This is a genomic window from Neorhizobium sp. 2083 (genome assembly GCF_031455615.1).
In the GTDB taxonomy this organism is placed as follows: domain Bacteria; phylum Pseudomonadota; class Alphaproteobacteria; order Rhizobiales; family Rhizobiaceae; genus Neorhizobium.
This window is the reverse complement of sequence record NZ_JAVDTC010000004.1, coordinates 280,623-305,265: the sequence shown is the minus strand read 5'-3', so window position 1 is coordinate 305,265 and position 24,643 is coordinate 280,623. Positions and strand designations below refer to the sequence as shown.

Annotated in this window: 21 protein-coding genes and 1 other RNA gene; 1 reads left to right on the top strand and 21 read right to left on the bottom strand. The window is 63.1% G+C overall.

Features of this window, described 5'->3' with window-relative positions:
• Nucleotides 1-60: 60 nt before the first annotated feature.
• The 21 genes from ftsA to J2X76_RS17445 all read right to left on the bottom strand — a co-directional run bounded on the left by ftsA (nt 61) and on the right by J2X76_RS17445 (nt 23,064).
• Nucleotides 61-1,392 (bottom strand): cell division protein FtsA, encoded by a 1,332-nt coding sequence (gene ftsA / locus J2X76_RS17545; RefSeq protein WP_113127050.1) that lies wholly within the window; start codon nt 1,390-1,392, stop codon nt 61-63.
• A complete protein-coding gene (locus J2X76_RS17540) occupies nt 1,389-2,321 on the bottom strand; it encodes a cell division protein FtsQ/DivIB (protein WP_113127051.1) in 933 nt (310 codons plus the stop codon). Before J2X76_RS17540 ends, ftsA begins: the two co-directional genes overlap by 4 nt.
• Complete coding sequence (locus J2X76_RS17535; protein ID WP_310218499.1) at nt 2,309-3,235, bottom strand: D-alanine--D-alanine ligase; 927 nt, start codon at nt 3,233-3,235, stop codon at nt 2,309-2,311. The genes J2X76_RS17540 and J2X76_RS17535 overlap by 13 nt, the downstream gene beginning before the upstream one ends.
• A 442-nt stretch (nt 3,236-3,677) precedes the next feature.
• The gene (aqpZ, locus tag J2X76_RS17530) at nt 3,678-4,373 is read right to left on the bottom strand and encodes an aquaporin Z (protein WP_113127053.1); all 696 of its coding nucleotides are present in this window, start codon (nt 4,371-4,373) and stop codon (nt 3,678-3,680) included.
• Between the two features lie 265 nt (nt 4,374-4,638).
• Nucleotides 4,639-5,613, bottom strand: a complete 975-nt coding sequence (gene murB, locus J2X76_RS17525) for a UDP-N-acetylmuramate dehydrogenase (protein ID WP_310218497.1) — start codon at nt 5,611-5,613, stop codon at nt 4,639-4,641.
• Between the two features lie 3 nt (nt 5,614-5,616).
• Nucleotides 5,617-7,026, bottom strand: coding sequence for a UDP-N-acetylmuramate--L-alanine ligase (murC, locus tag J2X76_RS17520; RefSeq protein WP_113127055.1), 1,410 nt, complete (start codon nt 7,024-7,026; stop codon nt 5,617-5,619).
• The gene (murG, locus tag J2X76_RS17515) at nt 7,023-8,162 is read right to left on the bottom strand and encodes an undecaprenyldiphospho-muramoylpentapeptide beta-N-acetylglucosaminyltransferase (protein ID WP_310218494.1); all 1,140 of its coding nucleotides are present in this window, start codon (nt 8,160-8,162) and stop codon (nt 7,023-7,025) included. The genes murC and murG overlap by 4 nt, the downstream gene beginning before the upstream one ends.
• Nucleotides 8,163-8,168: 6 nt before the next feature.
• A complete protein-coding gene (ftsW, locus tag J2X76_RS17510; protein WP_113127057.1) occupies nt 8,169-9,323 on the bottom strand; it encodes a putative lipid II flippase FtsW in 1,155 nt (384 codons plus the stop codon).
• 40 nt (nt 9,324-9,363) lie between these two features.
• Nucleotides 9,364-10,761 carry a UDP-N-acetylmuramoyl-L-alanine--D-glutamate ligase gene (murD, locus tag J2X76_RS17505; RefSeq protein WP_310218492.1) on the bottom strand — a complete coding sequence of 466 codons (1,398 nt, stop codon included), beginning with the start codon at nt 10,759-10,761 and terminating at the stop codon, nt 9,364-9,366.
• A gap of 7 nt (nt 10,762-10,768) precedes the next feature.
• A complete protein-coding gene (mraY, locus tag J2X76_RS17500; RefSeq protein ID WP_113127059.1) occupies nt 10,769-11,872 on the bottom strand; it encodes a phospho-N-acetylmuramoyl-pentapeptide-transferase in 1,104 nt (367 codons plus the stop codon).
• Between the two features lie 28 nt (nt 11,873-11,900).
• Nucleotides 11,901-13,331 (bottom strand): UDP-N-acetylmuramoylalanyl-D-glutamyl-2,6-diaminopimelate--D-alanyl-D-alanine ligase, encoded by a 1,431-nt coding sequence (locus J2X76_RS17495; protein WP_310218489.1) that lies wholly within the window; start codon nt 13,329-13,331, stop codon nt 11,901-11,903.
• Nucleotides 13,328-14,788: a UDP-N-acetylmuramoyl-L-alanyl-D-glutamate--2,6-diaminopimelate ligase gene (locus J2X76_RS17490; RefSeq protein ID WP_310218888.1), complete on the bottom strand. Its 1,461-nt coding sequence runs from the start codon at nt 14,786-14,788 to the stop codon at nt 13,328-13,330. Before J2X76_RS17490 ends, J2X76_RS17495 begins: the two co-directional genes overlap by 4 nt.
• A 59-nt stretch (nt 14,789-14,847) precedes the next feature.
• Nucleotides 14,848-16,590, bottom strand: a complete 1,743-nt coding sequence (locus J2X76_RS17485) for a penicillin-binding protein 2 (protein ID WP_113127061.1) — start codon at nt 16,588-16,590, stop codon at nt 14,848-14,850.
• The gene (locus J2X76_RS17480; protein ID WP_113127062.1) at nt 16,590-17,051 is read right to left on the bottom strand and encodes a hypothetical protein; all 462 of its coding nucleotides are present in this window, start codon (nt 17,049-17,051) and stop codon (nt 16,590-16,592) included. Before J2X76_RS17480 ends, J2X76_RS17485 begins: the two co-directional genes overlap by 1 nt.
• A gap of 2 nt (nt 17,052-17,053) precedes the next feature.
• The gene (rsmH, locus tag J2X76_RS17475) at nt 17,054-18,079 is read right to left on the bottom strand and encodes a 16S rRNA (cytosine(1402)-N(4))-methyltransferase RsmH (RefSeq protein WP_310218486.1); all 1,026 of its coding nucleotides are present in this window, start codon (nt 18,077-18,079) and stop codon (nt 17,054-17,056) included.
• A gap of 14 nt (nt 18,080-18,093) precedes the next feature.
• Complete coding sequence (mraZ, locus tag J2X76_RS17470) at nt 18,094-18,540, bottom strand: division/cell wall cluster transcriptional repressor MraZ (protein WP_310218483.1); 447 nt, start codon at nt 18,538-18,540, stop codon at nt 18,094-18,096.
• A 438-nt stretch (nt 18,541-18,978) separates the two neighbouring features.
• An RNA gene (gene rnpB / locus J2X76_RS17465) (RNase P RNA component class A) lies at nt 18,979-19,415 on the bottom strand.
• Between the two features lie 55 nt (nt 19,416-19,470).
• On the bottom strand, nt 19,471-20,661 hold the full coding sequence (locus tag J2X76_RS17460) for an FAD-dependent oxidoreductase (protein ID WP_310218481.1): 1,191 nt from the start codon (nt 20,659-20,661) through the stop codon (nt 19,471-19,473).
• 67 nt (nt 20,662-20,728) lie between these two features.
• Nucleotides 20,729-21,313, bottom strand: coding sequence for a lytic transglycosylase domain-containing protein (locus J2X76_RS17455; protein WP_113127066.1), 585 nt, complete (start codon nt 21,311-21,313; stop codon nt 20,729-20,731).
• 243 nt (nt 21,314-21,556) lie between these two features.
• Nucleotides 21,557-22,318 (bottom strand): N-acetylmuramoyl-L-alanine amidase, encoded by a 762-nt coding sequence (locus J2X76_RS17450; RefSeq protein WP_310218478.1) that lies wholly within the window; start codon nt 22,316-22,318, stop codon nt 21,557-21,559.
• Nucleotides 22,315-23,064 carry a DnaJ family molecular chaperone gene (locus tag J2X76_RS17445; RefSeq protein WP_162732169.1) on the bottom strand — a complete coding sequence of 250 codons (750 nt, stop codon included), beginning with the start codon at nt 23,062-23,064 and terminating at the stop codon, nt 22,315-22,317. The genes J2X76_RS17450 and J2X76_RS17445 overlap by 4 nt, the downstream gene beginning before the upstream one ends.
• Nucleotides 23,065-23,392: 328 nt before the next feature.
• Between J2X76_RS17445 and J2X76_RS17440 the strand changes: the two genes are divergently transcribed.
• Entirely contained in the window at nt 23,393-24,604 is a 1,212-nt protein-coding gene (locus J2X76_RS17440; RefSeq protein WP_113127068.1) for a pyrophosphate--fructose-6-phosphate 1-phosphotransferase, read from the top strand.
• The last annotated feature ends 39 nt before the right edge of the window (nt 24,605-24,643 follow it).

Sequence of the window (24,643 nt, the reverse complement as noted above, 5' to 3'; positions counted from 1 at the left end):
CGCCGCCGGCCAATTCATTGCAACTCTTCTCCGATGCGCGCGGGCTGAACGCCCCTCGCATCAAAAACTTTCCTTCAGCCACTGCCCGACGCGGGCCAGCCGGCCATTGCCGCTTCCCAGCGAGGCCATCAGGCCGCTCTGCGAGGCGTGTGTTTCGAGATCCGCGACCTGCGGATAGATCATCAGGCCGACCGCCGTCGAAAACGCCGGTCCCTTGGCTGCCGTCGGCAGGCCGGAGACGCCCATCGGGCGGCCGATCCGGACGTTGCGCGCCAGGATGCGGCGCGCCGTTTCCGAAAGACCGGTGAGCTGGCTGGCGCCACCGGTCAGCACGACGCGCTTTCCCACGATCGGGCTGAAGCCCGATTTCTGGATGCGGTCGCGAATGAGTTCGAGCGTTTCTTCGATGCGGGCCTGCACGATGCGGGTGACCAGCGAACGCGGCACCTGGGTCGGCTGGTCGCGGTCGTCCTCGCCGATCGGCGGAACGGAGATCACGTCGCGTTCGTCGGCACCGTTGGCGAGCGCCGAACCGTGCACGACCTTCATGCGCTCGGCATCCTCGATACGGGTCGAAAGGCCGCGCGCGAGGTCGGTCGTCACATGATGGCCGCCAAGGCTGATCGCGTCCGTGTGCACGAGCTTACCTTCGGCAAAGACCGAGATCGTCGTCGTGCCGCCGCCCATATCGATCGCAGCACAGCCCAGTTCGACCTCGTCGTCGACGAGGGCTGCAAGGCCGCTGGCGTAAGGGGTCGCCACCATGCCCTCGACGGAGAGGTGCGCACGGTTGACGCAGAGTTCGAGGTTCTTCAGGGTCGCGCGCTCGGCGGCCACCACATGCATGTCAACGCCCAGAGCATCGCCGAACATCGCCAGCGGGTCGCGGATGCCGCGCTCGCCGTCGAGCGAGAAGCCGGTCGGAAGCGAATGCAGGATGGCGCGATCCTGGCGCAGCGACTGCTGGCTTGCCGCGACGAGCACCTTCTTGAGATCCGCCTCTTCCACTTCCTGGCCACCGAGATCGATCGTCGCGGTATAGACGTCGCTGGTGATACGGCCGGCGGAAACATTGACGATCAGACTGTCGACGGTAAGCCCTGCCATACGCTCTGCAGCATCGACCGCCAGGCGAACAACGCTTTCGGCGGCATCGAGGTCTGCGATCACGCCGGACTTCACGCCGCGCGAACGCTGATGGCCAATGCCGATGATCTCGATATTGTGGGTACGGCCAGGCAGAACCTGGCTTTCCTGGCGCGGCGTCAGCCGGGCGATCATGCAGACCACCTTGGTGGAGCCGATATCCAGCACCGAGACGACGTGGCTGCGCTTGGATGACAGAGGCTTCATGCGAGGCAGGCCGAAATGAGAGGAACCGAATACGCTCAAGACTGCTCTCCCAGTTTCTTCAGGGCCTTTGTCCGCGCATCGAGCGCGTCCTTGCGGCGATCGATCGCACCGGGGGTCAGCTGAATGGTGGTGCGGTCCTCGAGCCGCAGGTCAACGGCTGCGACATCCCGCTCCAGCAAACCCTGATCCTTTTCAAGCTTTGCAAGCACGGTGAGCGCCTTGGCGACATTGTCTTCCGGCAGCTTCAGGACGATCCCGTTGTCGAGATGCAGATCCCAGCGACGGCCGGCGATGCGCACATAAGCCTTCACGCGATTCTTCAGTTCGGGCCAGCCGGACATCGCGCCGTCAAACGAGGCGGCAGCCGTCTCGGCATCGCGGCCGACGAAGAGCGGCAGCGAGGCGAACTTGTTGTCGCGGAGCGGCGCGATCACGCTGCCGTTCTTTTCGATCAGCGAAAGCTCGGAACCGTGCTGCCAGATGCCGAAAGCCTGACGCTCCTTCAGCATCACCTCGATCGTCCTCGGGTAGATCTTGCGGACTTCGGCATACTGGACCCAGGGAAGCGCCGAGAGCTTGCGGCGGGCCGAATCGATATCGAGGGCGACGAGCGAGGTCGTGCCGTCGAGGCCGAGGAGCTGCAGGATATCGATCTCGGAGGTCTGGTCATTGCCCGAAACGCGCACGTCCTCGATCGCAAAGCCGACTGCCGCCGTGGTCGCCTGGGCGACGACCTGGCCGTGCCCCCCGAGCGACATGCCATAGAGACCGACTGCGGCGAAGAAGCCGGCGGCGGAAACCGTTCCGGTATGGGCCGGGATATGGATGCGGCCGGTGGCGAGGCTGACGCAGAAGCGGAACACCCGGCGAAGCGGGCGCGGAAGTACCCGGCGCTCTTCGACACCGAGATAATGAGCCTGAGAACGGCCACGCGGTCCACCCGCCTTTTTGCCGATCAACGCAAACACGTAGCGTCCTCCACCATCCAACGGACGAGTTCACCAAACGAGTGGCCGGCATGCGCGGCCATTTCGGGCACCAGCGATGTCGGGGTCATGCCCGGCTGCGTATTGATTTCCAGCCAGATAACCTCGCCGTTCTCGGAGAACCGGTCGTCGTAGCGAAAGTCGGAGCGACTGACGCCACGGCAGCCCATCGCCTGATGCGCCTTGAGCGCTAGTGTTTGAATCTTTTGGTAAACATTCGGTGAAATTTGCGCCGGAATGACGTGTTTCGAACCACCTTCCGCGTATTTCGCGTCGTAATCGTAAAAGGCGTGGCTGACCGGCACCACTTCGGTAACCCCAAGCGCCACATCGCCCATCACGCCACAGGTCAGTTCGCGGCCGTAGATATAACGCTCGACCAGAACGCGATCACCGTAGCGCCACTCGGACGAACCGATGATCTGCGGCGGATGCGACTGATTTTCCTGGACGATCACCACGCCGAAGGACGACCCCTCGCGCACCGGCTTCACCACGTATGGCGGCTTGATCGGGTGAGTGCTGCCGATATCGAAGCGGCTCATGGCCTTGGCTTCGGCGACCGGAATGCCGGACGCCTTGGCGACATGCTTGGCCTGATGCTTGTCCATCGCGAGCGCCGAGGCCAGCACACCGGAATGGGTATAGGGGATTTCGAGATATTCGAGGATGCCCTGGATCGTCCCGTCCTCGCCGAAAGGTCCGTGCAAGGCATTGAAGGCAACGTCCGGCCGAAGCTCGGAGAGGACGGCGGCCACATCCCGGCCGACATCGACCCGGGTGACGCGATAGCCCTCACCTTCGAGAGCCTCCGCGCAGGCATTGCCGGAGGACAGGCTGACAGGCCGCTCGGAGGAAAACCCTCCCATCAAAACAGCCACGTGCTTGTCGCTCATCAATCACTCCCGCCAAAAGGACTTCACTCTAAACTGCGGCGCTTGCGCCAACCTGTCTTCCCGGACGATTCCCGCCGGACGTTAGGCATGCCTGCATTAGTGCCTGAATATAGTTAACAAACCGTTTACCTTGATTAACCCAGGCAGCCAAAAGCATGAAAACAAAGGAAAAATCGACCGGCCAGATATTAACGCCGAGTTTGAGGCGACATTCGGGATGGCGACAATGCAATGAGCGAGTCGGTCGAATCGACACACAATTCGCGAAGTTCGGCGCCGCGATCCTCGGGCCTTCCGAATGATGCCGGGCACTATCTCAGCCCGTCCGATCCCGTACCCCATGGCACGCCCGCACCGGGAAGATCAGGGCAACAAAAAGCCCGCGAAGCAATCTGCTTCGCGGGCTTTTCTTAACTCAGCGGAACGTTTCGTTTCGCCTATATCAGGCCCGGCCTTCCGAATCGTCCACCAGCTTCCATGCCAGCGCACCGAGAACGGCGCCCACGATCGGAGCCACCCAGAAAAGCCAAAGCTGTGCGAGCGCCCAGTCCCCGACGATCAGCGCCACGCCGGTCGAACGGGCCGGATTGACCGAGGTATTGGTCACCGGGATCGAGATCAGGTGGATGAGCGTCAGCGCAAGGCCGATGGCGATCGGAGCAAACCCTGCCGGCGCCTTCGGTCCGGTCGCGCCGAGGATGATGAAGATGAAGAAACCGGTGAGAACCAGCTCGATCAGCAGCGCGGAGGTCAGCGCATAACCGCCCGGCGAATGTTCGCCATAACCGTTGGACGCAAAACCGCCGAGCTGGAAACCGGCCTTGCCGGAAGCGATGAGATAAAGAACCAGAGCCGCGACAATGGCCCCCACCACCTGGGCAATGACATAACCCAGGAGGCTCGATGCCGGGAACCTGCCAGCCACCGTCAGCCCCACCGAAACCGCCGGATTGAAGTGGCCACCGGAAATGCCGCCGACCGCGTAAGCCATGGTCAGCACCGTCAGGCCGAAGGCAAGCGCAACGCCGACGAAACCGATGCCGAGATCCGGGAATGCAGCGGCCAGAACCGCGCTGCCGCATCCGCCGAAGACAAGCCAGAAAGTGCCGAAAAATTCGGCCGCTAGTTTTTTGAACATGTAATCCCCCTGATCGCGCCCCGGCACCCCGCCGGTCTCAGGCGCGACTCTCATTCAAGACAGGGTCATTATGCAACAGATGCTCATGAATGCTCAATGAATGAGAAAACGCTGAAACAGCCGCATTCCGTCGAAACGTCGCACACCTATAAACATGCCGAACAAACGCATGAGGGAATTGACACAAGCTTTTATTTTAAAAGCATTTTTTAGATTTTGAAGGTTCGCCGATGGCAGGCTGTTCCCTCGCCATCGGCCAGATCCGTCAGTCGGTCGTCACGCCCTGGAACGGTCTTACCTCACGGCCGGGCATGAAGATGCCCAACCGCTTGATTTCCCATTCGAGCTTTATGCCGGAATGTTCGAAGACCCGCTGGCGGATGGTCTCGCCGAGATATTCGAGGTCATAGCCGCTGGCATAGCCGATATTGATCATGAAATTGCAATGCAGCGACGACATCTGCGCGCCGCCGCTGACCAGTCCGCGGCAGCCGGCCTCGTCGATCAGCTTCCAGGCGGAATGGCCTTCCGGGTTCTTGAAGGTCGAGCCGCCGGTCTTTTCCTTGATCGGCTGCACCGTCTCGCGATGCTGGCGCACCGCATCCATCTCGGCGCGGATCTTCGCCCGCTCCTCGGCATAACCTTCGAAGACCGCGTGGGTGAAGATCATCTCAGCCGGAACCGATGAATGGCGGTAGCTGTAGCCCATCTCGGCGCCTGAGAAGACATGGCTGATGCCCTTGCGGTCGATGGCATGCACTTCGACGACGCGTGCCGCCGTCTCGCCGCCATTGGCGCCCGCGTTCATGCGCAGAGCCCCGCCGATCGAGCCGGGAATGCCGTAGTAGAAGGCAAAACCGCCGATGCCGTTGTCCATCGCCATCGCGGCAATATGCTTGTCGGGGCAGATGGCGCCGGCCTTGATGCGGTTCTCGCCGACGAGGTCGACCCCGCCGAACCCTTTGGCCGAGAGGCGCAGAACGACGCCTGGAATGCCGCCGTCGCGGACCAGCAGGTTGGAGCCGACGCCGACCACGGTCAGCGGCACCTCTTCCGGCAGGATCTGCAGGAAGGTCACGAGGTCGTCGACGTCATGGGGCTGGAACATCAGTTCGGCGAGACCGCCGGCCTGGAACCAGGTGACACGATCCATCGGCGCGTCCGGCGTCAGCCTGCCGCGCAATTTGTTGACGTCATCCCCCAACGACGCCAGAAGCTTTTCCCCGTTCACCTGTTTCATTTCCTATCGTCCCGATATGCTTTCCAGTTCCTTCGGCAATGCTGCCGCCCACTGCGTGATATTGCCTGCCCCCAGAAGAACCACGAAATCACCCGGTTTCGCAATGCCCGATACAATCGAAGCGAGTTCGCTCGGCGATGCCATGTATCGCGCGTCGCGATGGCCTCCCGAACGGATACGCGAAACCAGGGCCTCCGAATTCGCGCCTTCGATCGGTTCCTCGCCTGCGGCATAGACCGGAGCGAGGAGAATGCTGTCGGCATCGTTGAAGCAGTTGGCGAAATCCTCGAACAGGCTCGCCAGGCGGGTGTAGCGATGCGGCTGGTGGACGGCGATGATGCGGCCCTGGCACGATTCGCGCGCCGCCCTCAGCACGGCCTTGATCTCCACCGGATGGTGGCCGTAATCGTCGAAGATCGACACGCCGTTCCAGGTGCCGGTCAGCGTGAAGCGACGCTTGACGCCGCTGAAATTGGCAAGCCCCTTGCGGATATCTTCTTCCGAAATGCCGAGCCGGTTGGCGACCGCGATCGCGGCCGTGGCGTTGGAAATATTGTGGCGACCCGGCATCGGTAGCGCCAGGTCCTTGAACTGGAAGACCCTTCCGGTGCGACGGCGGCGGATCTCCACGTCGAAGATCGACTTGGTGCCTTCCATCCGCACATTCGAGAATCGGGCGTCGGCCTGCGGGTTTTCGCCGTAGGTCACGATCTTGCGGTCCTCGATGCGGCCGACCAGCGCCTGCACTTCCGGATGGTCGAGGCAGAGCACGCCGAACCCGTAGAACGGCACGTTCTCGACGAACTGCCGGAAGGCGGCACGGACCGCATCGAAATTACCGTAATGGTCGAGATGTTCGGGATCGATATTGGTGACCACGGCGACGTCGGCGGGCAGCTTGAGGAAAGTGCCGTCCGATTCGTCGGCTTCGACCACCATCCACTCGCCCTCGCCCATGCGGGCGTTCGTTCCATAGGCGTTGATGATACCGCCGTTGATGACGGTCGGATCGAGATTGCCGGCCTCGAGCAACGTCGCGACCATCGAAGTCGTCGTGGTCTTGCCATGCGTGCCGCCGATGGCGATCGCATTGCGGAAGCGCATCAGTTCGGCCAGCATTTCGGCGCGGCGGACGACCGGCAGCGATTTTTCGCGCGCCGCCACCAGTTCCGGGTTGTTCTTCTTGATCGCGGTGGAGACGACCACCACTTCGGCATCGCCGATGTTTTCGGCCTGATGGCCGACGAAGACCGGAATGCCCTTGTCGCGCAGGCGCTGGACATTGGCGCCGTCGGCCTGGTCTGATCCCTGCACCTTGTGGCCGAGATTATGCAGCACTTCCGCGATACCGCTCATGCCGATACCGCCAATGCCGATGAAATGGACGAGCCCGATGGCCTTCGGCATCTTCATGAATGCACTCTCCTGTCTGCCAGTGTCTTGAATTCCGAAATCGATTTCCGCTCGGCGATCGCGACGACCAGATCCGCAAGCAGGCCGGTGGCGTTGGGCCGTCCGGCGGACTTGGCGGCTGCCGCCATTCTCTCGAGCTTGTCCGGATCCTTCATCGCACCCGAAATGATCGCGGCAAGCTTTTCCGGAGACAGATCCGACTGCTGCACCACCTTGGCGCCGCCGGTCGCCACCAGCGCCTGCGCATTGGCTGCCTGATCATGATCCAGAGCATGCGGGTAAGGCACGAGAATGGCCGGCCGGCCGATCACCGCGATTTCCGACACCGTCGAGGCGCCGGAGCGGCAGATGACGAGATTAGCCGTCGCCAGCCGCTCGGCCATGTCCGAGAAGAACGAGGAAATGTCGGCCGGCGCCTTCAGCTTCGCAAAACAGGAGCTGACCCGATCCTTGTCTTCCGGACGCGCCTGCTGGGTGACGACGACACGATCGCGCTCGGCCTGGTCGAGCAGGCTGAGCGCCGTCGGCACGACAGACGAGAAGAACTGCGCGCCCTGACTGCCGCCGAACACGACCAGCCGGAACGGATCGCCGCCGCGCGACGGCCTGTACGGGACATTGGAGGCCGCAAGCACCGCAGGGCGCACCGGATTGCCGGTCGTCACCGTCTTGTCGGCATAGGGACCGCCGCTTTCGGGCAGGAAACCGCCGGCGATCGCCTGCACCTTGGCGGCCAGCGCCTTGTTGGCGCGGCCCATCACGGCGTTCTGCTCATGGATCAACGTCGGCACGCCCATGGCGGTCGAGGCCATCAGCGGCGGCACGGTCGGATACCCCCCGAAACCGACGACGGCGAGCGGCTTCAGCCGGGAAATCAAGCGGCGCGCCGCCCGCAGGCCCGTCCACAGCTTCCAGCCGGTGCGGGCGAGCGCGATCGGGTTCTTCGATCCGAACGTCCCGGACGGAACAACATGGATCTCGTCGGCCGGAAAGGTGCCGGAATAGCGCTCGGCCCGACTGTCGGTGACGAGGTGCACGGAATAACCGCGTTCCCTCAGTTCGTGTCCCAACGCTTCCGCCGGAAACACATGGCCGCCGGTTCCCCCGGCGGCAAGCAGGATAGTGCCCTTGCTCATTCGACTTTACTCCGCGGGTACGCCCTGGGCGACCCGGAACAGGCTCCGCTCCTGCGCTCGCTTCTCCGGACGATGGCGGGTAAGCGCCAGGATGAAGCCTGCAGTGATGCAGATCGCGATCATCGAGGAGCCGCCATAGGAGATCAAGGGGAGCGTCATGCCCTTGGCTGGCATGAGTTCGAGATTGACGCCGATATTGATGAGCGACTGCATACCGATCTGCAGGACGAGGCCAGCGACCGCGAACCGGTTGAAGTCGTTGCGCTCCTTGAAGGCGTGGTTCAGGCCGCGCAGCACGATGAAGGCGAAGATCGCCACCAGTGCCATACAAAAGATAATGCCGAATTCCTCGGCTGCAACCGAGAACACGAAGTCGGTGTGACTGTCCGGCAGGATGCGCTTGACGATGCCCTCGCCCGGCCCCTGCCCGAACCAGCCGCCCTGCAGGATGGCCTCATGCGCCGTCTCGATCTGGAAACGGTCGCCCTCGCCGGTCAGGAACTTGTCGAAACGGGCGGTCACGTGCGGCAGCATGTAATAGGCGGTGACGATGCCGCCGGCGCCAACGCCGCCGAGCATGACGATCCACAGCCACGGCATGCCGGCCATGAAGAACATGCCGCCCCAGACGACGCTGGTAAGAATGGTCTGGCCAAGGTCGGGCTGCGCGACGAGCAGCGCGGCGACGATGCCGAACAGGATGATGGCGAAGAGGTTGCCAGGGATTTCCGGCTGCCGCGCGTGCTCGGCGAACAGCCATGCACACACGACCACGAAGGCCGGCTTCATGAATTCCGAGGGCTGGATGGAGAATACCCCAACGCCGATCCAGCGGCGCGATCCCTTGACCTCGACGCCGAAGAACAGCGCCAGCACCATCAGCGCCAGCGCGATGATCAAGAGGACGATCGCCGTCCGGCGCACCTGCCGCGGCGTCAGGAAGGACAGGCCGACCATCACGATCAGCGAGGGAAGCAGGAACAGCGCGTGACGTTCGACGAAATGGAAGCTGTCGAGACCGATGCGCTCGGCCACCGCCGGCGAGGCGGCGAAGGAGAGCATGAAGCCGACCCCCATCAACAGCACGAAGGCGACGAGGAAGAAACGGTCGATCGTCCAGAACCAGTCTGCAAGCGGTCCACGGTCTGCGCGGCTTACCATCTGTCGTTCCCCTTTTCCGTCTCGATCAATCCAAACTCGATCAACCCAAGTCTATCAACATCGTGACGCCGTCGAGGCCCGCGACATGGCCGACAAAGGCATCGCCGCGAACCTCGAAATTCTTGAACTGATCGAAGCTGGCGCAGGCCGGCGACAACATCACCGCGGACGGTGTGGTATCGGCTCCGGCATCCGCCGCGGCATGTGCAACCGCCTTTTCGAGCGTGCCCGAAATCTCGTAGGGCACCGCCTCGCCAAGCGTCGCAGCAAAGGCCGGAGCTGCTTCTCCGATCAGATAGGCCTTGACGATACGCGGGAAGAGTGGAGCGAGGCTGACTATCCCGCCTTCTTTCGGCAGGCCGCCGGCAATCCAGTAGATCCGGTCGTAGCTGGAAAGCGCCGGAGCTGCCGCATCCGCATTGGTCGCCTTCGAATCGTTGACGAACACAACCTGAACCTTGCGGCCGACCGGCTGCATCCGGTGCTTCAGGCCCGGGAAAGATTTCAATCCTGCACGGATTTCGTCTTTCGAAACACCGACCGCCAGGCAGGCGGCGATTGCCGCGGCCGCATTCTGGGCGTTGTGGCTGCCCTTGAGCGTCTGGATGCCGTCGAGATCGACGAGCAGCGACGTCGCGCCGCCATGCGCCTCGATGATCCGGCTGCCCTCGGCATAAAGTCCGTCGGCAACGACAACCCGCTTGGAGATCCGGCGCACCTTGACCCCGGCCCGCTCGACGCGGTCAGCAATCAGCGCGCAGAACGAATCGTCGACGCCGATCACCGCCGTCTTGCTGCCGGCGACGAGCCGTTCCTTCACGTCAGCATAGTGCTGCATCGTGCCGTGGCGGTCGAGATGGTCGGGCGTGAGGTTCAACAGAATGCCTGCGGTCGGATTGAGCGTCGGGGCCAGATCGATCTGGTATGACGAACATTCGACGACGAAGAAGCGCTGATCCTTGGGCGGATCGAGCGTTAAAATCGCCGTGCCGATATTGCCGCCGAGCTGCGTGTCGCGGCCGCTGGATTTCAGGATATGGGCGATCAGCGCGGTGGTCGTCGACTTGCCGTTGGTGCCGGTAATGGCGATGAACGGGCAATCGGGCGCAAGCGCCCGCCGCTCGCGCACGAAAAGCTCCACGTCGCCGATGATCTCGACGCCGGCGGCGCGCGCGAGATCGACGCTCCAATGCGGTTTCGGATGGGTGAGCGGCACGCCGGGCGACAAGACGAAGGCGACCTGTGCCGACCAGTCTATGCCCCGCAGATCGGCAGTCGCGATCCCTTCCGCCGCGGCCTTGGCGACGCTGTCGGGATTGTCGTCCCAGGCAACCACCCGCGCGCCGCCCGCAACCAGCGCCTTGGCGGTCGCGAGCCCCGAGCCGCCGAGACCGAAGAGCGCGACGGGTTTGTCCTTGAACGTGGTGACCGCAATCATCAGGGCGTCACCGCAACTTGAGCGTCGAAAGGCCGAGCATCGCAAGGCCGACGGCGATGATCCAGAAGCGGATCACCACCTGGCTTTCCGTCCAGCCAAGCTTTTCGAAATGGTGATGGATCGGCGCCATCAGGAAGACACGCTTGCCGGTCATCTTGAAGAAGCCGACCTGGATGATCACGGACAGCGTCTCCATCACGAACAGGCCGCCGATGATCGCCATGACGATCTCGTGCTTGGTGGCGACCGCCACCGAACCGATCAGGCCACCGAGCGCCAGCGACCCGGTATCGCCCATGAAGATCGCGGCCGGCGGCGCATTGAACCAGAGGAAGCCGAGGCCGGCGCCGATCACCGCGCCGACGATCACGGCAAGCTCGCCGGTGCCGGGCACGAAATTGATCTGCAGGTAACCCGCAAACACCGAATTGCCGGCGAGATAGGCGATAACGCCGAAGGAGGCCGCGGCGATCATCACCGGCACGATCGCCAGCCCGTCGAGCCCGTCGGTCAGGTTTACCGCATTGCCGGCGGCAACGATGACGAAACCGCCGAACAGGACGAAGAAGACGCCGAGATTGACGAACAGGTCCTTGAAGAAGGGAAAGGCGATCGAGGTGCCGAGCGTCGGATTGCCCGACTGGCCGGTGGCGAGCGCCACGCGCATCATGAAGAAGACGGCGATCCCCGCGATCACGAACTCGATGCCGAGACGCGCCTTGCCGGAAAAGCCCTTGTCGGTCTGCTTGGTGACTTTCAGATAGTCGTCATAAAAGCCGATCGCGCCGAAACCGAGCGTCACGAGCAAAGTGGCTACCACGTAGACATTCGAAAGATCCGCCCAGAGCAGCGAGCCACCGACGATGCCAGCGAGGATCATCAGGCCGCCCATGGTCGGCGTGCCGGCCTTCTTGAAATGGGTCTGCGGCCCGTCGGCGCGGATCGGCTGGCCCTTGCCCTGGCGCAGTCGAAGCGAGGCGATGATCATCGGCCCGAACAGGAAGACGATCAGCGCGGACGTGAACATAGCAGCGCCGGTCCGGAAGGTGATGTACCGGAACAGGTTGAAAAACAGGACTTTGTCCGCCAGTTCCACAAGCCAGATCAGCATTCAGCGCCCTTTCCAGAAGCCCGTCTCATTAGTGGCGCTCCGTGTCGGAGAATGCCGGGTAGTTGTCAATAAGCGCGGCGACGATCTTGCCGAAACCGAGCCCGAGCGAGGATTTCACCATCACCACGTCGCCCGGCATCACCGAGCGCACCGCGTAATCGGCGAGATCCGCCGTTTTGTCGAAATACGTCACTTGGACGTTTGCCGGCAGCGATTCCTTGAGTGCCGCCATTTCTTTTCCTGCGAGCCAGACATGTTCGATGCCGGCGGCAAGCAGCGGGCCAGCCAGTTCCTCATGCACCTGGGCGGAAAACTCCCCCATCTCCAGCATGTCGCCGAGGACCGCGATCCGCCGGCCGGTCAGTTCCGGCGTCGCCGAGGCAAGCAGCGCGATCGCCGCGCGCATCGAGGCCGGATTGGCGTTGTAGCTTTCGTCGATCAGCGTCAGGTGGCCCTCGCCGATGCCGAGGCGGTGGCGTTCGCCCCTGCCCTTGACCGGCTTCAGCGCCGCGAGCGCCGCCATGGCGCCGGCCATGTCCGCGCCGACCAGCAGGCAGGCGCCGAGGACCGCCATGGCGTTTTCGGCGATATGCCGGCCGGGTGCGCCGATATGGACTTCCGACGTCTCGCCGTTCAGCACCGCCCAGACGACCGAGTTTTCCGCATTGCCTTCGAAATCCGCCAGCCGGAAATCCGCCTTGGCGTGCTGGCCGAAGGTGTGGATATGCGAAACACCGGCATCCTTCGCCTTTTGCTCGAGGAAGTCGAACTGCTTGATATCGCGGTTGAGGATTGCAGAGCCGCCCGGCTCCAGGCCTTCGAAGATCTCCGCCTTGGCGCTCGCGATCTCTTCCAGGTCCTTGAAATGGCCGAGATGGGCGGCGGCGATCGTGGTGATCATCGCCACATGCGGGCGCACCATCTTCACCAGCGGACGGATCTCGTCGGGATGGTTCATGCCGATCTCGAAAACGCCGAAATCGGTATCGGCCGGCATGCGCGCCAGCGTCAGCGGCACGCCCCAGTGATTGTTGAAGGAGGCGACGGCGGCATGCACCCGGCCGGAAGGCGCGAGCGCATGGCGCAGCATCTCCTTGGTGGTCGTCTTGCCGACCGAGCCGGTGACGGCGACGATCCGCGCGCGGCTCCTCGCCCGCGCGGCAAGCGCCAGCCTTCCGAGCGCCGCCAGCACGTCCTCGACGACGATCATCGGCACGCTCAGCTTGCCGAGCGCCGGCAGCTTCGCCTCGTTGACGACGATCAGCGTCGCGCCGTTGGCGACCGCCAGGCTCGCAAAATCATGACCATCGACGCGGTCGCCCCTGATGGCGAAAAAAGCCTCGTTCTGACCGATGGAGCGGCTGTCGATCGAGATGCCGGTAATGCCCGCCGGAAGCGAGCCGATCGGCCGGCCGCCCATGGCGGACGTCAGATCCTCGGAGGTCCATAACCAGCTCACGATTTCAGTTCCTCCAGCGCTTTGCGGACTTCGACGTGATCGGAAAACGGCAGGACCGTGGTGCCGATCGTCTGGCCTTCCTCATGGCCCTTGCCCGCGACGATCAACGTATCGCCCGACTGGAGCATCCCTACCGCCTCGCGGATCGCCTTTGCCCGGTCGCCGATCTCGATCGCGCCCGGGGCCGCGGCCATGATCTCGGAGCGGATCACTTCCGCGACCTCGGAGCGCGGGTTGTCGTCGGTGACGATGACGATGTCGGCAAGCCTCGTCGCGACATCGCCCATGATCGGCCGCTTGCCCTTGTCGCGGTCGCCGCCGCAGCCGAACACCACGATGACGCGGCCGGTCGTAAATGGACGCACGGAGATCAGCACGTTTTCCAGCGCGTCCGGCTTGTGGGCATAATCCACATAGGCGAGCGCGCCGTCCTTTGTCTGGCCGATCAGTTCGAGACGACCCGAGGCGCCGACCAGTTTTTCGAGCGCGGCCATGGTGATGGCGGCCGGAACACCGGTCGACATGGCAAGCCCTGCCGCGACCAGCGCGTTAGCCACCTGAAAATCACCGGCAAGCGGAATATCGACTTCGAAGATCTGGTCGCCGATATGGATCTCGGCCTTCTGCTTGTGGCGGAAATGCTCGACCCGCTTCAGGCAAAGATAGTCTCCCCTTCGCCCGACCGTGCGGACGTCGAGATCGGCAGCCGTCGCCACCCGCATCGCTTCCTCCGACCAGGCGTCATCGGCGAAGATCACCGCCGGCGAGCCTTTGGGCATCAGCGTATCGAAAAGCCGCATCTTGGCGGCCATGTAGCTTTCGATCGTCGGATGGTAATCCATGTGGTCGCGGCCGAGATTGGTGAAACCGGCGGCGGAAAGGCGCACGCCGTCGAGCCGGCTCTGGTCGAGGCCGTGGCTGGAAGCCTCCATGGCGGCGTGGGTGACGCCTTCGGCAGCCAGTTCTGCCAGCAGCTGCTGCAGTTCGATGGGATCCGGCGTGGTCAGCGTTCCGTAGTCGTTGCGGGTGGGCGAGACGACGCCGGTCGTGCCGATCTGGGCTGCGGCATGGCCGGCATGCGCCCAGATCTGGCGGGTGAAGGAGGCGACGGAAGTCTTGCCGGCCGTGCCGGTCACCGCCACCATCGTTTGCGGCTGCGCGCGGTAGAAACGGGCGGCGGCGAGCGCCAGCAGCCGGCGCGGATTGGAAACCGCAAGAACGGGAATGCCCGCCTCGGCCGCCTGCCCCGCAATCGCCGCGACCGCGCCGCGCGCGGCTGCATCGCCGATATAGCCGGAACCGTCCGCCTTGGTGCCCGCGAGCGCTGCAAACAGCATGCCGGGCCTCACCTTGCGGCTGTCTGAAGTAAGACCGGTCACATCGAGATCACCTGCCGGCCCGGCCATCAGATCGGCTATTTCCGGGAAATCCCCTCCGGCGAGTTCGCGCAATTTCATCAGCTGATTGTCCATTCTGAGCGTCGTCCCCTCGATTCGTCCGCTCACGTTGTTATCGCTCAATAAGACACGAGCAGGGCAGAACCGTCATTGCCGAATTTCGGCTTTACACCGAGAATGGGAGCAGCCCGGGTGATGATCTCCTTGACCATCGGAGCAGCGGATGTCGCGGCAAGAGCCGCGCCATTGCCCTTGTCGGTCTTGGGCTCGTCGCAGAACGTCAGGACCACATACTGGGGATTGTCCATCGGGAAGGCGGCGAGGAAGGCGTTGAAGTTCTTGTCATGGGCGTAGCGCCCGTTGACGACCTTGTCCGCCGTTCCCGTCTTGCCGCCGACGTTGAAGCCTGCGACGCGCGCGTTCCTGCCCGATCCGTTGACGCCGTTCCATTCGAAAAGGAAGCGCATGTCCTTGCTGGAGGTCGGCTTCATCACCTGGGTGGCCACCTTGTCGGCTTCCGCACGCGTGCGCGGCAGGAAGGTCGGTTCGACAAGCTTGCCGCCGTTGACCAGCGCCGCGCCGGCAACCGCCGTCTGCAGCGGCGTCGTCGACACGCCGTGGCCGAAGGAGATGGTGACCGAGTTGATCTTCTTCCACTCGCGCGGCTGGCTCGGATAGGCCACTTCCGGAAGCTCGGTGTGCATTTTCGTCAGCAGGCCGAGTTTCGTCAGGAAATCCTTGTGGGCTTCGATGCCCACCGTATCGGCAATCTTGGCGGTGCCGATATTCGACGAAAACTGAAAGATTTCCGGAACGCTCAGTATGCGGCCCTTGCCGTGGAAATCCTTGATGGTGAAACCGCCGATCCGGATCGGGAAACGCGCGTCGAACGTGCTCTGAAGGTTTACCTTGCCCGAATCCAGACCCATGGCGATGGTGAACGACTTGAAGGTGGAGCCCATTTCGAACGTGCCGTTCGACACGCGGTTGAACCATCCCTCCTCGCCGCCTTCGGCCGGATTGTTGGGATCGAAATCGGGCGCGGACGCCATGGCGAGCACCTCGCCGGTATGCACGTCGAGGACGACGGCGCCGGCGCCGATCGAGCTGTATTTGCTGATCGCCTCGGTCACCACGTCGCGAACGATGGACTGGACACGCAGGTCGATGGACAGCTTGACCGGTTCCAGCGGCTGGCTGGAGGTCATGCCGACGGCGGCCAGATCCGCAAGGCCCTGATTGTCGACGTAGCGTTCCATGCCGGCGACGCCGCGATTGTCGATATTGACGTAACCGACCACATGCGCAGCCGTCGGGCCGCCCGGATAGAAGCGGCGCTTCTCGGGACGGAACCCGATGCCCGGAATGCCGAGCGCCAGGATCTGGCTCTGCTGTTTCGGGGTCAGCTGGCGGCGAAGCCACTGGAAACGCGAGTTCGAAGTGAGCTTCGAATAGGTCCCCTTGACGTCGAGGTCGTTCAGAACCGTCGAGAGCTTCTCGATCACCTCGTCGGCGTCGATGATCTTGTTGGGTTCGGCAAACAGCGAGACGGTGCGGATGTCGGTCGCCAGAACCGCGCCGTTGCGGTCGACGAGGTCGGGACGCGAGGCGAGCAGCCGGTCCGCCGGCAGGATGCTCGACGTCGTCAGGGGCTGCGCCACGCCATACTGCATCAGGCGGCCGCCGATGACGCAATAGAAGACGGCGAAACCGGCGATCAGCAGGCCGACGCGATTTTTCGCCTGGGCGGACTTGCGCTTGCGGGTCCCCTCGAAGGACGCCTTCTCGGAACCGCGGCCGCGGCTGCCGGACGAGAAGTGCGCGCGGCTCTTGACGATCATGATGCGGGACAGGAAGGACATCAGCGTTTCACCGATCCTGTGGAAATGACTTCGATGGGACCGCGCCGCAGCGGCACGGGAATTTTTGCAGCGGGCTTGGCCTTGGCTGCCGCAACGCCCTTCAGCGCGGCGGCGACTTCGCTGTTCTTGCCGGCGATGATGTCCTCGATGGTCGTCTCGGGTTGCGGCAGCCGCGCCTTCGGCATCGGCAGCTCCTTCGGCATCGCAAGCTGGGTCGTCTCGGTCGGCGCGAGCGCCAGCTCGGAATTGTAGACGTTGATCAGCCGGTGCAGGCGGTTCGGCTGGGTCAGCAGGGCCCAGTCGGCCTTGAGCAGATCGATCGTGTCCTTCTCCAGCTTGATTTCCGCCTCGAGCCGGCGAACCTCGTTGAGCTTCTCGTCGGCGCGGTGCTTGATCGAATAGGTAACGACGGCCGCAGCCGTCATGACGCCGATCAGGACAAGATCGAAGCTACGCAGCATTATCAGGCTCCCATCTTTGCAAGGCTGGCGAGATCGGGCAGATCGAAAATGGACATGTCGGCGGCCCTCGGCGGGGCTTCCGTGCGGATACCGGCGCGAAGCTTGGCGGAACGGGCGCGCGGATTGAGCTCCGCCTCCTCGTCGCTCGCCGCGATCATCGACTTGCCGAGCGGGTCGAAGATCGCCGGCTTGGCCTCGACCATCGGAAGATGACGGGAACCGGAGGCCTTGCCGGAACGATCGGCGAAGAACTGCTTGACGATCCGGTCTTCGAGCGAATGGAAGGTGACCACCACCAGGCGTCCGCCCGGCTTCAGCGCCCGCTCGGCGGCGAACAGCGCCTGCGCAAGCTCGCCCAGCTCGTCGTTGACGAAGACCCTGAGCGCCTGGAAGACGCGGGTCGCCGGATGGATCTTGTCCTTGGCTTTGCGCGGATTGACCGTCTCGATGAGGTTGGCGAGTTCGCGCGTGGTGGTGAACGGCTCGGTCAGGCGACGCTTTTCAATGGCGCGGGCGATGCGGCCCGACTGCTTTTCCTCGCCGAGGAAACCGAAGATGCGGGTGAGATCACCGACCTTGGCGCGATTGACGACATCGGCCGCAGAGACGCCGCTCGCCGACATGCGCATGTCGAGCGGACCGTTGCGCTGGAAGGAGAAGCCGCGATCGGCCTCGTCGATCTGCATGGAGGAGACGCCGATATCGAGCACGAGGCCGTCGAGCCCGCCTTCCGGCACGTGATCGGCAAGGTTGGAGAATTGCGACTGAATGAGCCGGAGGCGGCCCTTGTGGGCGTCGACCAGCGCCTTGCCGGCAGCAATCGCATTCGGGTCGCGGTCAAGCGCGACCACCTCGGCATCCGCAGCAAGGATCGCCGACGTGTAGCCGCCCGCCCCGAACGTACCGTCGAGAATGAGCTTGCCGGCCCGGGGCTCGAGCGCCTGCAAAACTTCCTTCAGAAGAACCGGAATGTGGCGAACCGGTCCGCCTTCGGGCTCGGTTGTTCCGTCGCCTGGATTCGCCGCCATTCCGTTCCCCTGTATTACGCGGGGCGCGAACCGAAGCGCCCCTCTCTCGCCGCCGCCTGCGCCTCGTGAAACGCCTGCGGCTGCCAAAGTTGAAAATGATCCGAGCGCCCGACGAAGGTCACATCCGAGCTGATTCCCGTGAAGTCGCGGATAAAATCCGTGACCATCAGCCGGCCCTCCGCATCGAGCCTCATGAAGACGCCGCCACCGTGAACGAGCAGCGACATCCGGTTCGCTTCCGCCGAAAACGGATCGACGGAGGCGATCTGCCGCTCGTAACGATCGAGCAGATCCGGCCCGCCGACGCTGATCGCCGGATAGGTGAAATCCTGGAGGCAATAAAGCTCCTGGATCCCGCGCTCCGAAAGGACCGCACGAAAACTCGCCGGAACGGAGACCCGCCCCTTCGCATCGATCCTGTTCGTCGCATTCGACAGGAAGCGGCTCATCACGCCAAACATCCGCCCCGTTACGGTTCAAGACGGAAACCCGTCCACCAGTTGGCACCACACCAAACAAAGCTTCGCCGTCCGGATGGGCGGATATCCGCCCGGCCGCAGGACGACCGAAACTCTGGGATTGGCGGGCGCTCATTCGCCCTTGTGCAGTGCGATTTTGGGATACCATGGGACCATATGGGCGTCAATGGGAGAAGCCCCGCTAGCCACTCCCAAGCAGGATTTATTTATAAGCTGTTAAGTTTAACAAAGGGTTATTAGAGGAAGCGAAGAAACCGCCTTGGCAGCGTCCCGCAAGTCGGTTTGGGACACCCAGTAAGCTGCGGAAAATAAAATAGCTTTCAAAATTCCTCATATAAAAGACAAGGCGCCAAACGGGGCCTTTTGGGACGCCTGCCCGGTATCTGGCGGGCGCGCACAGAATCGCGAGGAAGGAAGATAAACGCCAGTTGGCCTGTAAGCCGGGTTCTGTATGGCCCCGGCGCAAGCACCGGAACGTGGCAGCCATTCATCTGGGACGACATTCGCATATCGCCTCACGCAACCCACCCGGATGACTGGCCCGGAAACAGGCTGTAGCCCGCGCTTTCGCGTGGGCCCGCGTCATCCCTATTCGGTCTTGCTCCCGGTGGGGTTTACCTTGCCGCCGCTGTTACCAGAAGCGCGGTGGGCTCTTACCCCACCCTTTCACCCTTACCCCGCCGGCTCTGCCGCTCTGTTCGAAGCGGTACAGCAAGCGGGGCGGTTTCCTTTCTGTGGCACTTTCCCTGGGGTCGCCCCCGCCGGACGTTATCCGGCACCGTGTTTCCGTGGAGCCCGGACTTTCCTCACCCTACCGCCTTTCGGCATTGGTAAAGCGCGGCTGCCCGGCCAACTGGCAGCGGTCACATAACCGAGATGCGGAACGAAAGCCATAGGCCGAAGGCAATCGGTTCAGAGATAATCCGCCCGGAAATCCGTCGAATAGGCCTCGTCCCGGATCTGCCCATGGAAGATCAGCTCCGCGCCGAGGCGTCCGATCTCGTCGGAACTTTTTGCCGCCGCCCCGCAGCCGCCGCTGAGGATGCCGATCCGGGAGGCCTCCGTCATCGCGATCGCCGGATATCCGGTCGGCGTGAACGAGGTGACGCAGGCCGCCATCGACGAGCGGGAGAGATCGAGGTCCGGCATCAGCCGCGTCATGATGTCGGCCAGCCGCGCCCGGGTGCTTTCGCGCCCGCCCGAGCGGAACCAGGTGCGGATGTCGGGTTCGGTCGGCAGCAGCAGGTCGTCCGGATCGCCTCCGATCTTCAGATAGATCCTGCCGTCGGGATAGCGTACCGGCGGCAGCAGATAGATGCCGTCCTCGCCCTCGCGCCATTTCCAGATCAGCGATGGCACCCTGCCCCAAACGTCCATCGCCGCCTCGTCGACCTCGAAGAAAGCGACGGTGCGCGCATAGACGCTGAGGTCCAGACGCCGGGGCAGAAGGTTTTCGTTGATCGAGAACCCGCCTGCCGCCACAAGCACTTTTTCCGCCGAAAGGCTGTTGCCCTCGGCGGTCGTGACGGTGACGGAATCGCCGTCCTGCCGCACGGAGACGACCGTTTCCGCGATGATCGCCGCTCCCTGGCGCTCGGCAACGAGAGCCTGGGCCTTCACCAGCCGGCGGGGATTGACGTGCCCGGCATTCTTCGGCTCCCAGACGCCCTCGCTGTCCTTCGGGAAGGAGAAGAAGCCGAATCGGCCGCCAAGATCCGCATCCGAGAGCGTCTCGGTCGAAACACCGAGCCGGCCTGCGGCATCGAGGACATTTGCGACATAGGATGGCCCCTCGCCGCGCTTCGGGCCGACCAGCAGGCAGCCCGATTCGGAATAGAAATCCACGCCGCTTTCACGGGCGATCTCGCCGTAACGTTCGATCGAACGATTGGCGAGGCGCGCCCACACGGGATCGGGATCGATCGTCCGGGTGATGCGCGCCTCGTCGTAGTGGCTGGCAAAGACGCCGTCATGGCGCCCATAGTCCGCCGGCTCACCTGGACCGACCAACGCAACACCGTCGGTCCATTTCGAGAGGTACCGGGCAGCCGCAGCGCCCATCATGCCCCTCCCGATCACGATATATCTGAACCGTTCCGTCATGCTCTCGCCTTTCGATTCCACCGGCCGAAATGCCTTCTGTCGGAAGCACTTCTAGCCGTTTTCGGAATCAAAATGCCACAGGCGAAAGCGACGCAGTCTGTTCCGCGGTTTCGATGACCGCCTGCACCCGATTGCAATAGCGCTTGGAAACCGGGTTCATGCGCTTGGCGCCGTGGCCGGCATTGTATTTGAGGATCGTGCCGCAGATCTTGCCGCCGCCGAGCTCGTGGGCGCCGGCCAGATATTTCATCCCGTAGCGGATGTTGGTTTCGGGATCGTAGAGCCCATAGTCGGGGCCCTCGTAACCCATCATCCTGGCGGTCGCCGGCTTGATCTGCATCAGCCCGATCTCGCCGGCACTGCCCTTGACCGTCGGGCGGAAATTGCTCTCGATCCGCACCACCGCAAGCGCGAGTTCTTCAGGAACGTCGTATTCATCGGCGTATTTCGATATCAGCTCGGAATAATGAAGCTGCCGAACCATGCGCTTGGCTTCGTCCGTGGGCGCGGCAAAGCCGGTTTCGCGCGTTTCCCATGGAGTGATGATCGGCTTGGTATAGGTGGTGACGTCGTCGTCCTGGGCGCGCACGAGTTCGGTTCCCGCGACCAGCATGGCAAGGCCCGCCGCGGCAGCAACAATCAGTGTATTCATGTAGGTGAAGTGTCTCCGGACCAACAGGAAGCGCGGGTGTCGTTACGCAAACACCCTCTCGCCGCGCCGCCGGATGGACGGCGCGATGTGTCAACGATCCTGGTCGTTTATCTCTGCAACCCCCGTCCAACATGGTGGCTGCCGTTAGCGGGTCCTTTAGACCGGGCTAATAAGGAGATGATGTGGCACGATGGATTTTTGGGGTTCGAGCGATATCCCGACGACCCGGCGCGACACCCCGCGCTAATTGAATTTCGGCAAGGACTTGAGCAGCCGGTGAAGCGTGTCGATCGTCGAGAAATCGGCGATCCCGTCGACCAGCTGCGGCCGGAAATGACGCTGGAAGGCTTCCACGACGCCCTTCGTGCGCTCGCAGAAATTGCCCGTGATTTCAATTCCGTAGCCATAGAGCGACAGCATCGACTGCAGCGCCTCGATGGGCTGGCCGCTCTCGCCGAACTGGAAAAACCGCCCGCCGCTGATTTGCGTTGGATCGATCCAGTGACCTATCCCGTCAAGGTACAATTTTTCCCAGGGGAAATTTTCGCCCGGATCGACCTTGCGGACAGGGGCAATATCCGAGTGTCCAAGCACCCTCTCGGGCGGAATCTGCCACCGGGCGCCGCAATCTCGACACAATTCGACGACCGCCTCGATCTGAGCCAGGGGATATTCGGGCAGACCTCCGGGATGGCCCGGATTGGCGATCTCGATGCCGATCGAACAGGAATTGATATCGGTCTCGCCGGCCCAGGAACTTTTGCCGGCATGCCAGGCGCGGCGATCCTCCGGCACGAGCTGCAGCACGCGCCCGTCCTCGTGGACGAAATAGTGGCTGGAGACCTGGCTCTCCTCGTTGCAGAGCCAGGAGAGCGCCTGATCGCCGCTCGGCATGCCCGTATAGTGCAGGATGATCATGTCTGGCCGGCGGTCGCCGGCACGTTCGCCATGATTGGGGGAAGGCCTTACCGTCGCGCCGGCATAATCGGCGTTAAACGGCGTCATGCGGCGCGGCGCTCTTTCTCGATCGCCGAATAGGCGGCATTGAGCGCGGCCATGCGTTCGTTGGCGGCCGCATGCAGCGAAGCCGGGACGCCGCGGGCGATCAGCCGGTCCGGATGATGCTCGGAAACCAGCAGGCGATACTGCTTGCGGATCTTGGCGAAATCGTCTTCCGGCGAAACGCCGAGCACCAGATAGGGATCGCGGCCGTCCAGATGCACGTGCCGCGCCATGATGCGGCGGAAATGCCCCTCGTCGATGCGGAAGATCTCGGCGATGCGCGACAGGAATGCGAGCTCCGCCTCATGCACGAGGCCGTCGGCCTTGGCGATATGGAACAGGCCATCGACGACGTTTTCCAGCATCGGGCAGTTATGGGCCTTCCCTGCTCCGGGGCTGCACAGGCCCGCGAGCTTCATCGCATAGGCCTCGTAGCCGGCGACGTCCTGGCGCGCGAGGTTATAAAGACGCGCGACGTTGCGGGCTTCCTCGTCGGGAAAATCGAAGATCTGCTGGAAGGCTTTGACTTCCGCCTCGGTGACGATACCGTCGGCCTTTGCCATCTTGGCCGACAGCGCGATTATCGCAACCGAGAACGACACCTGGCGGCGCGTTTCGGGATCGCCTTCGAACATCGTGCGGATCGCCTCGACGACGCGGCCGAGCGCGTTCCCGGCTGCGTCGCCCATGGCGCCGAGAAGCCGTTCCCAGAGGGAGGAAAACTGAAGGCAAGCAAAATCCCAGATCATGATAACAGTGGACCAGATTACCAGCGCGATTGCAAGGCGATGGACGGCCCGTCTCAGATTAAACTATGTTCATGTTTTCCGAACAATCAACGGCGCTCACAGGCAGGTGATCCGTCGTACGGGACAATGGAGATGACCTTGCCGGATCTGTTTTCCACAGGCGGGGCTCGGCCGCCGCAAGGGTTGAATCGATTATATTAGGCCCTCCTGCGCGACGAAGTCGAAGCTGCGGTTTTTCTTGAGAAATTCACTTTACAGGGGGCCGTCTCTGTCGCATCCATTCCAGCGGTTTTGAGCTGTACGCGAGCATGCGCGTCAAGGAGGATCGATGGCCAAACAGAAAGTAGCAATGCTGACCGCGGGGGGCCTCGCGCCCTGCCTGTCTTCCTCCGTCGGCGGCCTGATCGAGCGCTACAACGACGTCGCGCCCGATATCGAGATGGTCGCCTACCGCTCCGGTTATCAGGGCGTCCTGCTCGGCGACCGCATCGAAATCACCGCAGGCATGCGCGAAAAGGCCCATCTGCTGCACCGCTACGGCGGCTCGCCGATCGGCAACAGCCGCGTCAAGCTCACCAATGCCGCCGACTGCGTCAAGCGCGGCCTGGTCAAGGAAGGCGAAAATCCGCTGCGCGTCGCTGCCGACAGGCTCGCAGCCGACGGGATCACCATCCTTCACACGATCGGCGGCGACGACACCAACACGACCGCCGCCGACCTTGCCGCCTATCTCGGGGCCAACGGTTACGATCTGACCGTCGTCGGCCTGCCGAAGACCGTCGACAACGACATCGTGCCGATCCGCCAGTCGCTCGGCGCCTGGACGGCTGCCGAGGTCGGCGCCTATTTCTTCGACAACGTTTCCAACGAACAGAGTGCCGCTCCTCGCACATTTGTGATTCACGAAGTGATGGGACGTCACTGCGGCTGGCTTACCGCCGCGACCGCGCGGGCCTATATTCAAAGGACCAAAGGCAACGAATATGTCGAAGGCCTGATGATGGACGCGGCGCTGAAGAATATCGACGGCCTCTACCTGCCGGAAATGGTCTTCGACCTCGACAAGGAGGCCGCCAGACTGAAGCACGTCATGGACACGCGCGGCCAGGTGACGATCTTCGTGTCGGAAGGCGCGGGCCTCGACGCGATCGTCGCCGAGCGGGAGGCCGCAGGCGAAACCATCAAGCGCGACGCCTTCGGCCATGTAAAGATCGACACGATCAATGTCGGCGGCTGGTTCCAGAAACAGTTCGCGGCACTGATCGGCGCGGATCGCTCGATGGTGCAGAAGTCGGGCTATTTCGCGCGCTCGGCGCCGGCAAACGGCGACGACCTGCGCCTCATCCAGGGCATGGTGGATCTCGCCGTCGAAAGCGCGCTCAACAAGGTTTCGGGCGTCACCGGCCATGACGAGGATCAGAACGGAAAACTGCGCACGATCGAATTTCCCAGAATCAAGGGTGGAAAACATTTCGATCTGACGGCAAAATGGTTCGGCGAAGTGATGGATCATATCGGCCAGCCCTTCGAAGCGGCTTGAGACAGGAATATTGGCGGGCGTCACCGAAGGCGTCCGGGA

Excerpts from the sequence above, each read along its gene's own strand:
- J2X76_RS17490 (WP_310218888.1), bottom strand. The coding sequence starts at position 14,788 with ATGAAATTGCGCGAACTCGCCGGAGGGGATTTCCCGGAAATAGCCGAT.
- mraZ (WP_310218483.1), bottom strand. The coding sequence starts at position 18,540 with ATGTTTGGCGTGATGAGCCGCTTCCTGTCGAATGCGACGAACAGGATC.
- J2X76_RS17480 (WP_113127062.1), bottom strand. The coding sequence starts at position 17,051 with ATGCTGCGTAGCTTCGATCTTGTCCTGATCGGCGTCATGACGGCTGCG.
- mraY (WP_113127059.1), bottom strand. The coding sequence starts at position 11,872 with ATGCTGATCTGGCTTGTGGAACTGGCGGACAAAGTCCTGTTTTTCAAC.
- rsmH (WP_310218486.1), bottom strand. The coding sequence starts at position 18,079 with ATGGCGGCGAATCCAGGCGACGGAACAACCGAGCCCGAAGGCGGACCG.
- J2X76_RS17535 (WP_310218499.1), bottom strand. The coding sequence starts at position 3,235 with ATGAGCGACAAGCACGTGGCTGTTTTGATGGGAGGGTTTTCCTCCGAG.
- ftsW (WP_113127057.1), bottom strand. The coding sequence starts at position 9,323 with ATGGTAAGCCGCGCAGACCGTGGACCGCTTGCAGACTGGTTCTGGACG.
- murG (WP_310218494.1), bottom strand. The coding sequence starts at position 8,162 with ATGAGCAAGGGCACTATCCTGCTTGCCGCCGGGGGAACCGGCGGCCAT.
- J2X76_RS17440 (WP_113127068.1), top strand. The coding sequence starts at position 23,393 with ATGGCCAAACAGAAAGTAGCAATGCTGACCGCGGGGGGCCTCGCGCCC.
- J2X76_RS17445 (WP_162732169.1), bottom strand. The coding sequence starts at position 23,064 with ATGATCTGGGATTTTGCTTGCCTTCAGTTTTCCTCCCTCTGGGAACGG.
- aqpZ (WP_113127053.1), bottom strand. The coding sequence starts at position 4,373 with ATGTTCAAAAAACTAGCGGCCGAATTTTTCGGCACTTTCTGGCTTGTC.
- J2X76_RS17485 (WP_113127061.1), bottom strand. The coding sequence starts at position 16,590 with ATGTCCTTCCTGTCCCGCATCATGATCGTCAAGAGCCGCGCGCACTTC.
- J2X76_RS17460 (WP_310218481.1), bottom strand. The coding sequence starts at position 20,661 with ATGACGGAACGGTTCAGATATATCGTGATCGGGAGGGGCATGATGGGC.
- murD (WP_310218492.1), bottom strand. The coding sequence starts at position 10,761 with ATGATTGCGGTCACCACGTTCAAGGACAAACCCGTCGCGCTCTTCGGT.
- J2X76_RS17450 (WP_310218478.1), bottom strand. The coding sequence starts at position 22,318 with ATGACGCCGTTTAACGCCGATTATGCCGGCGCGACGGTAAGGCCTTCC.
- J2X76_RS17455 (WP_113127066.1), bottom strand. The coding sequence starts at position 21,313 with ATGAATACACTGATTGTTGCTGCCGCGGCGGGCCTTGCCATGCTGGTC.
- murB (WP_310218497.1), bottom strand. The coding sequence starts at position 5,613 with ATGAAACAGGTGAACGGGGAAAAGCTTCTGGCGTCGTTGGGGGATGAC.
- murC (WP_113127055.1), bottom strand. The coding sequence starts at position 7,026 with ATGAAGATGCCGAAGGCCATCGGGCTCGTCCATTTCATCGGCATTGGC.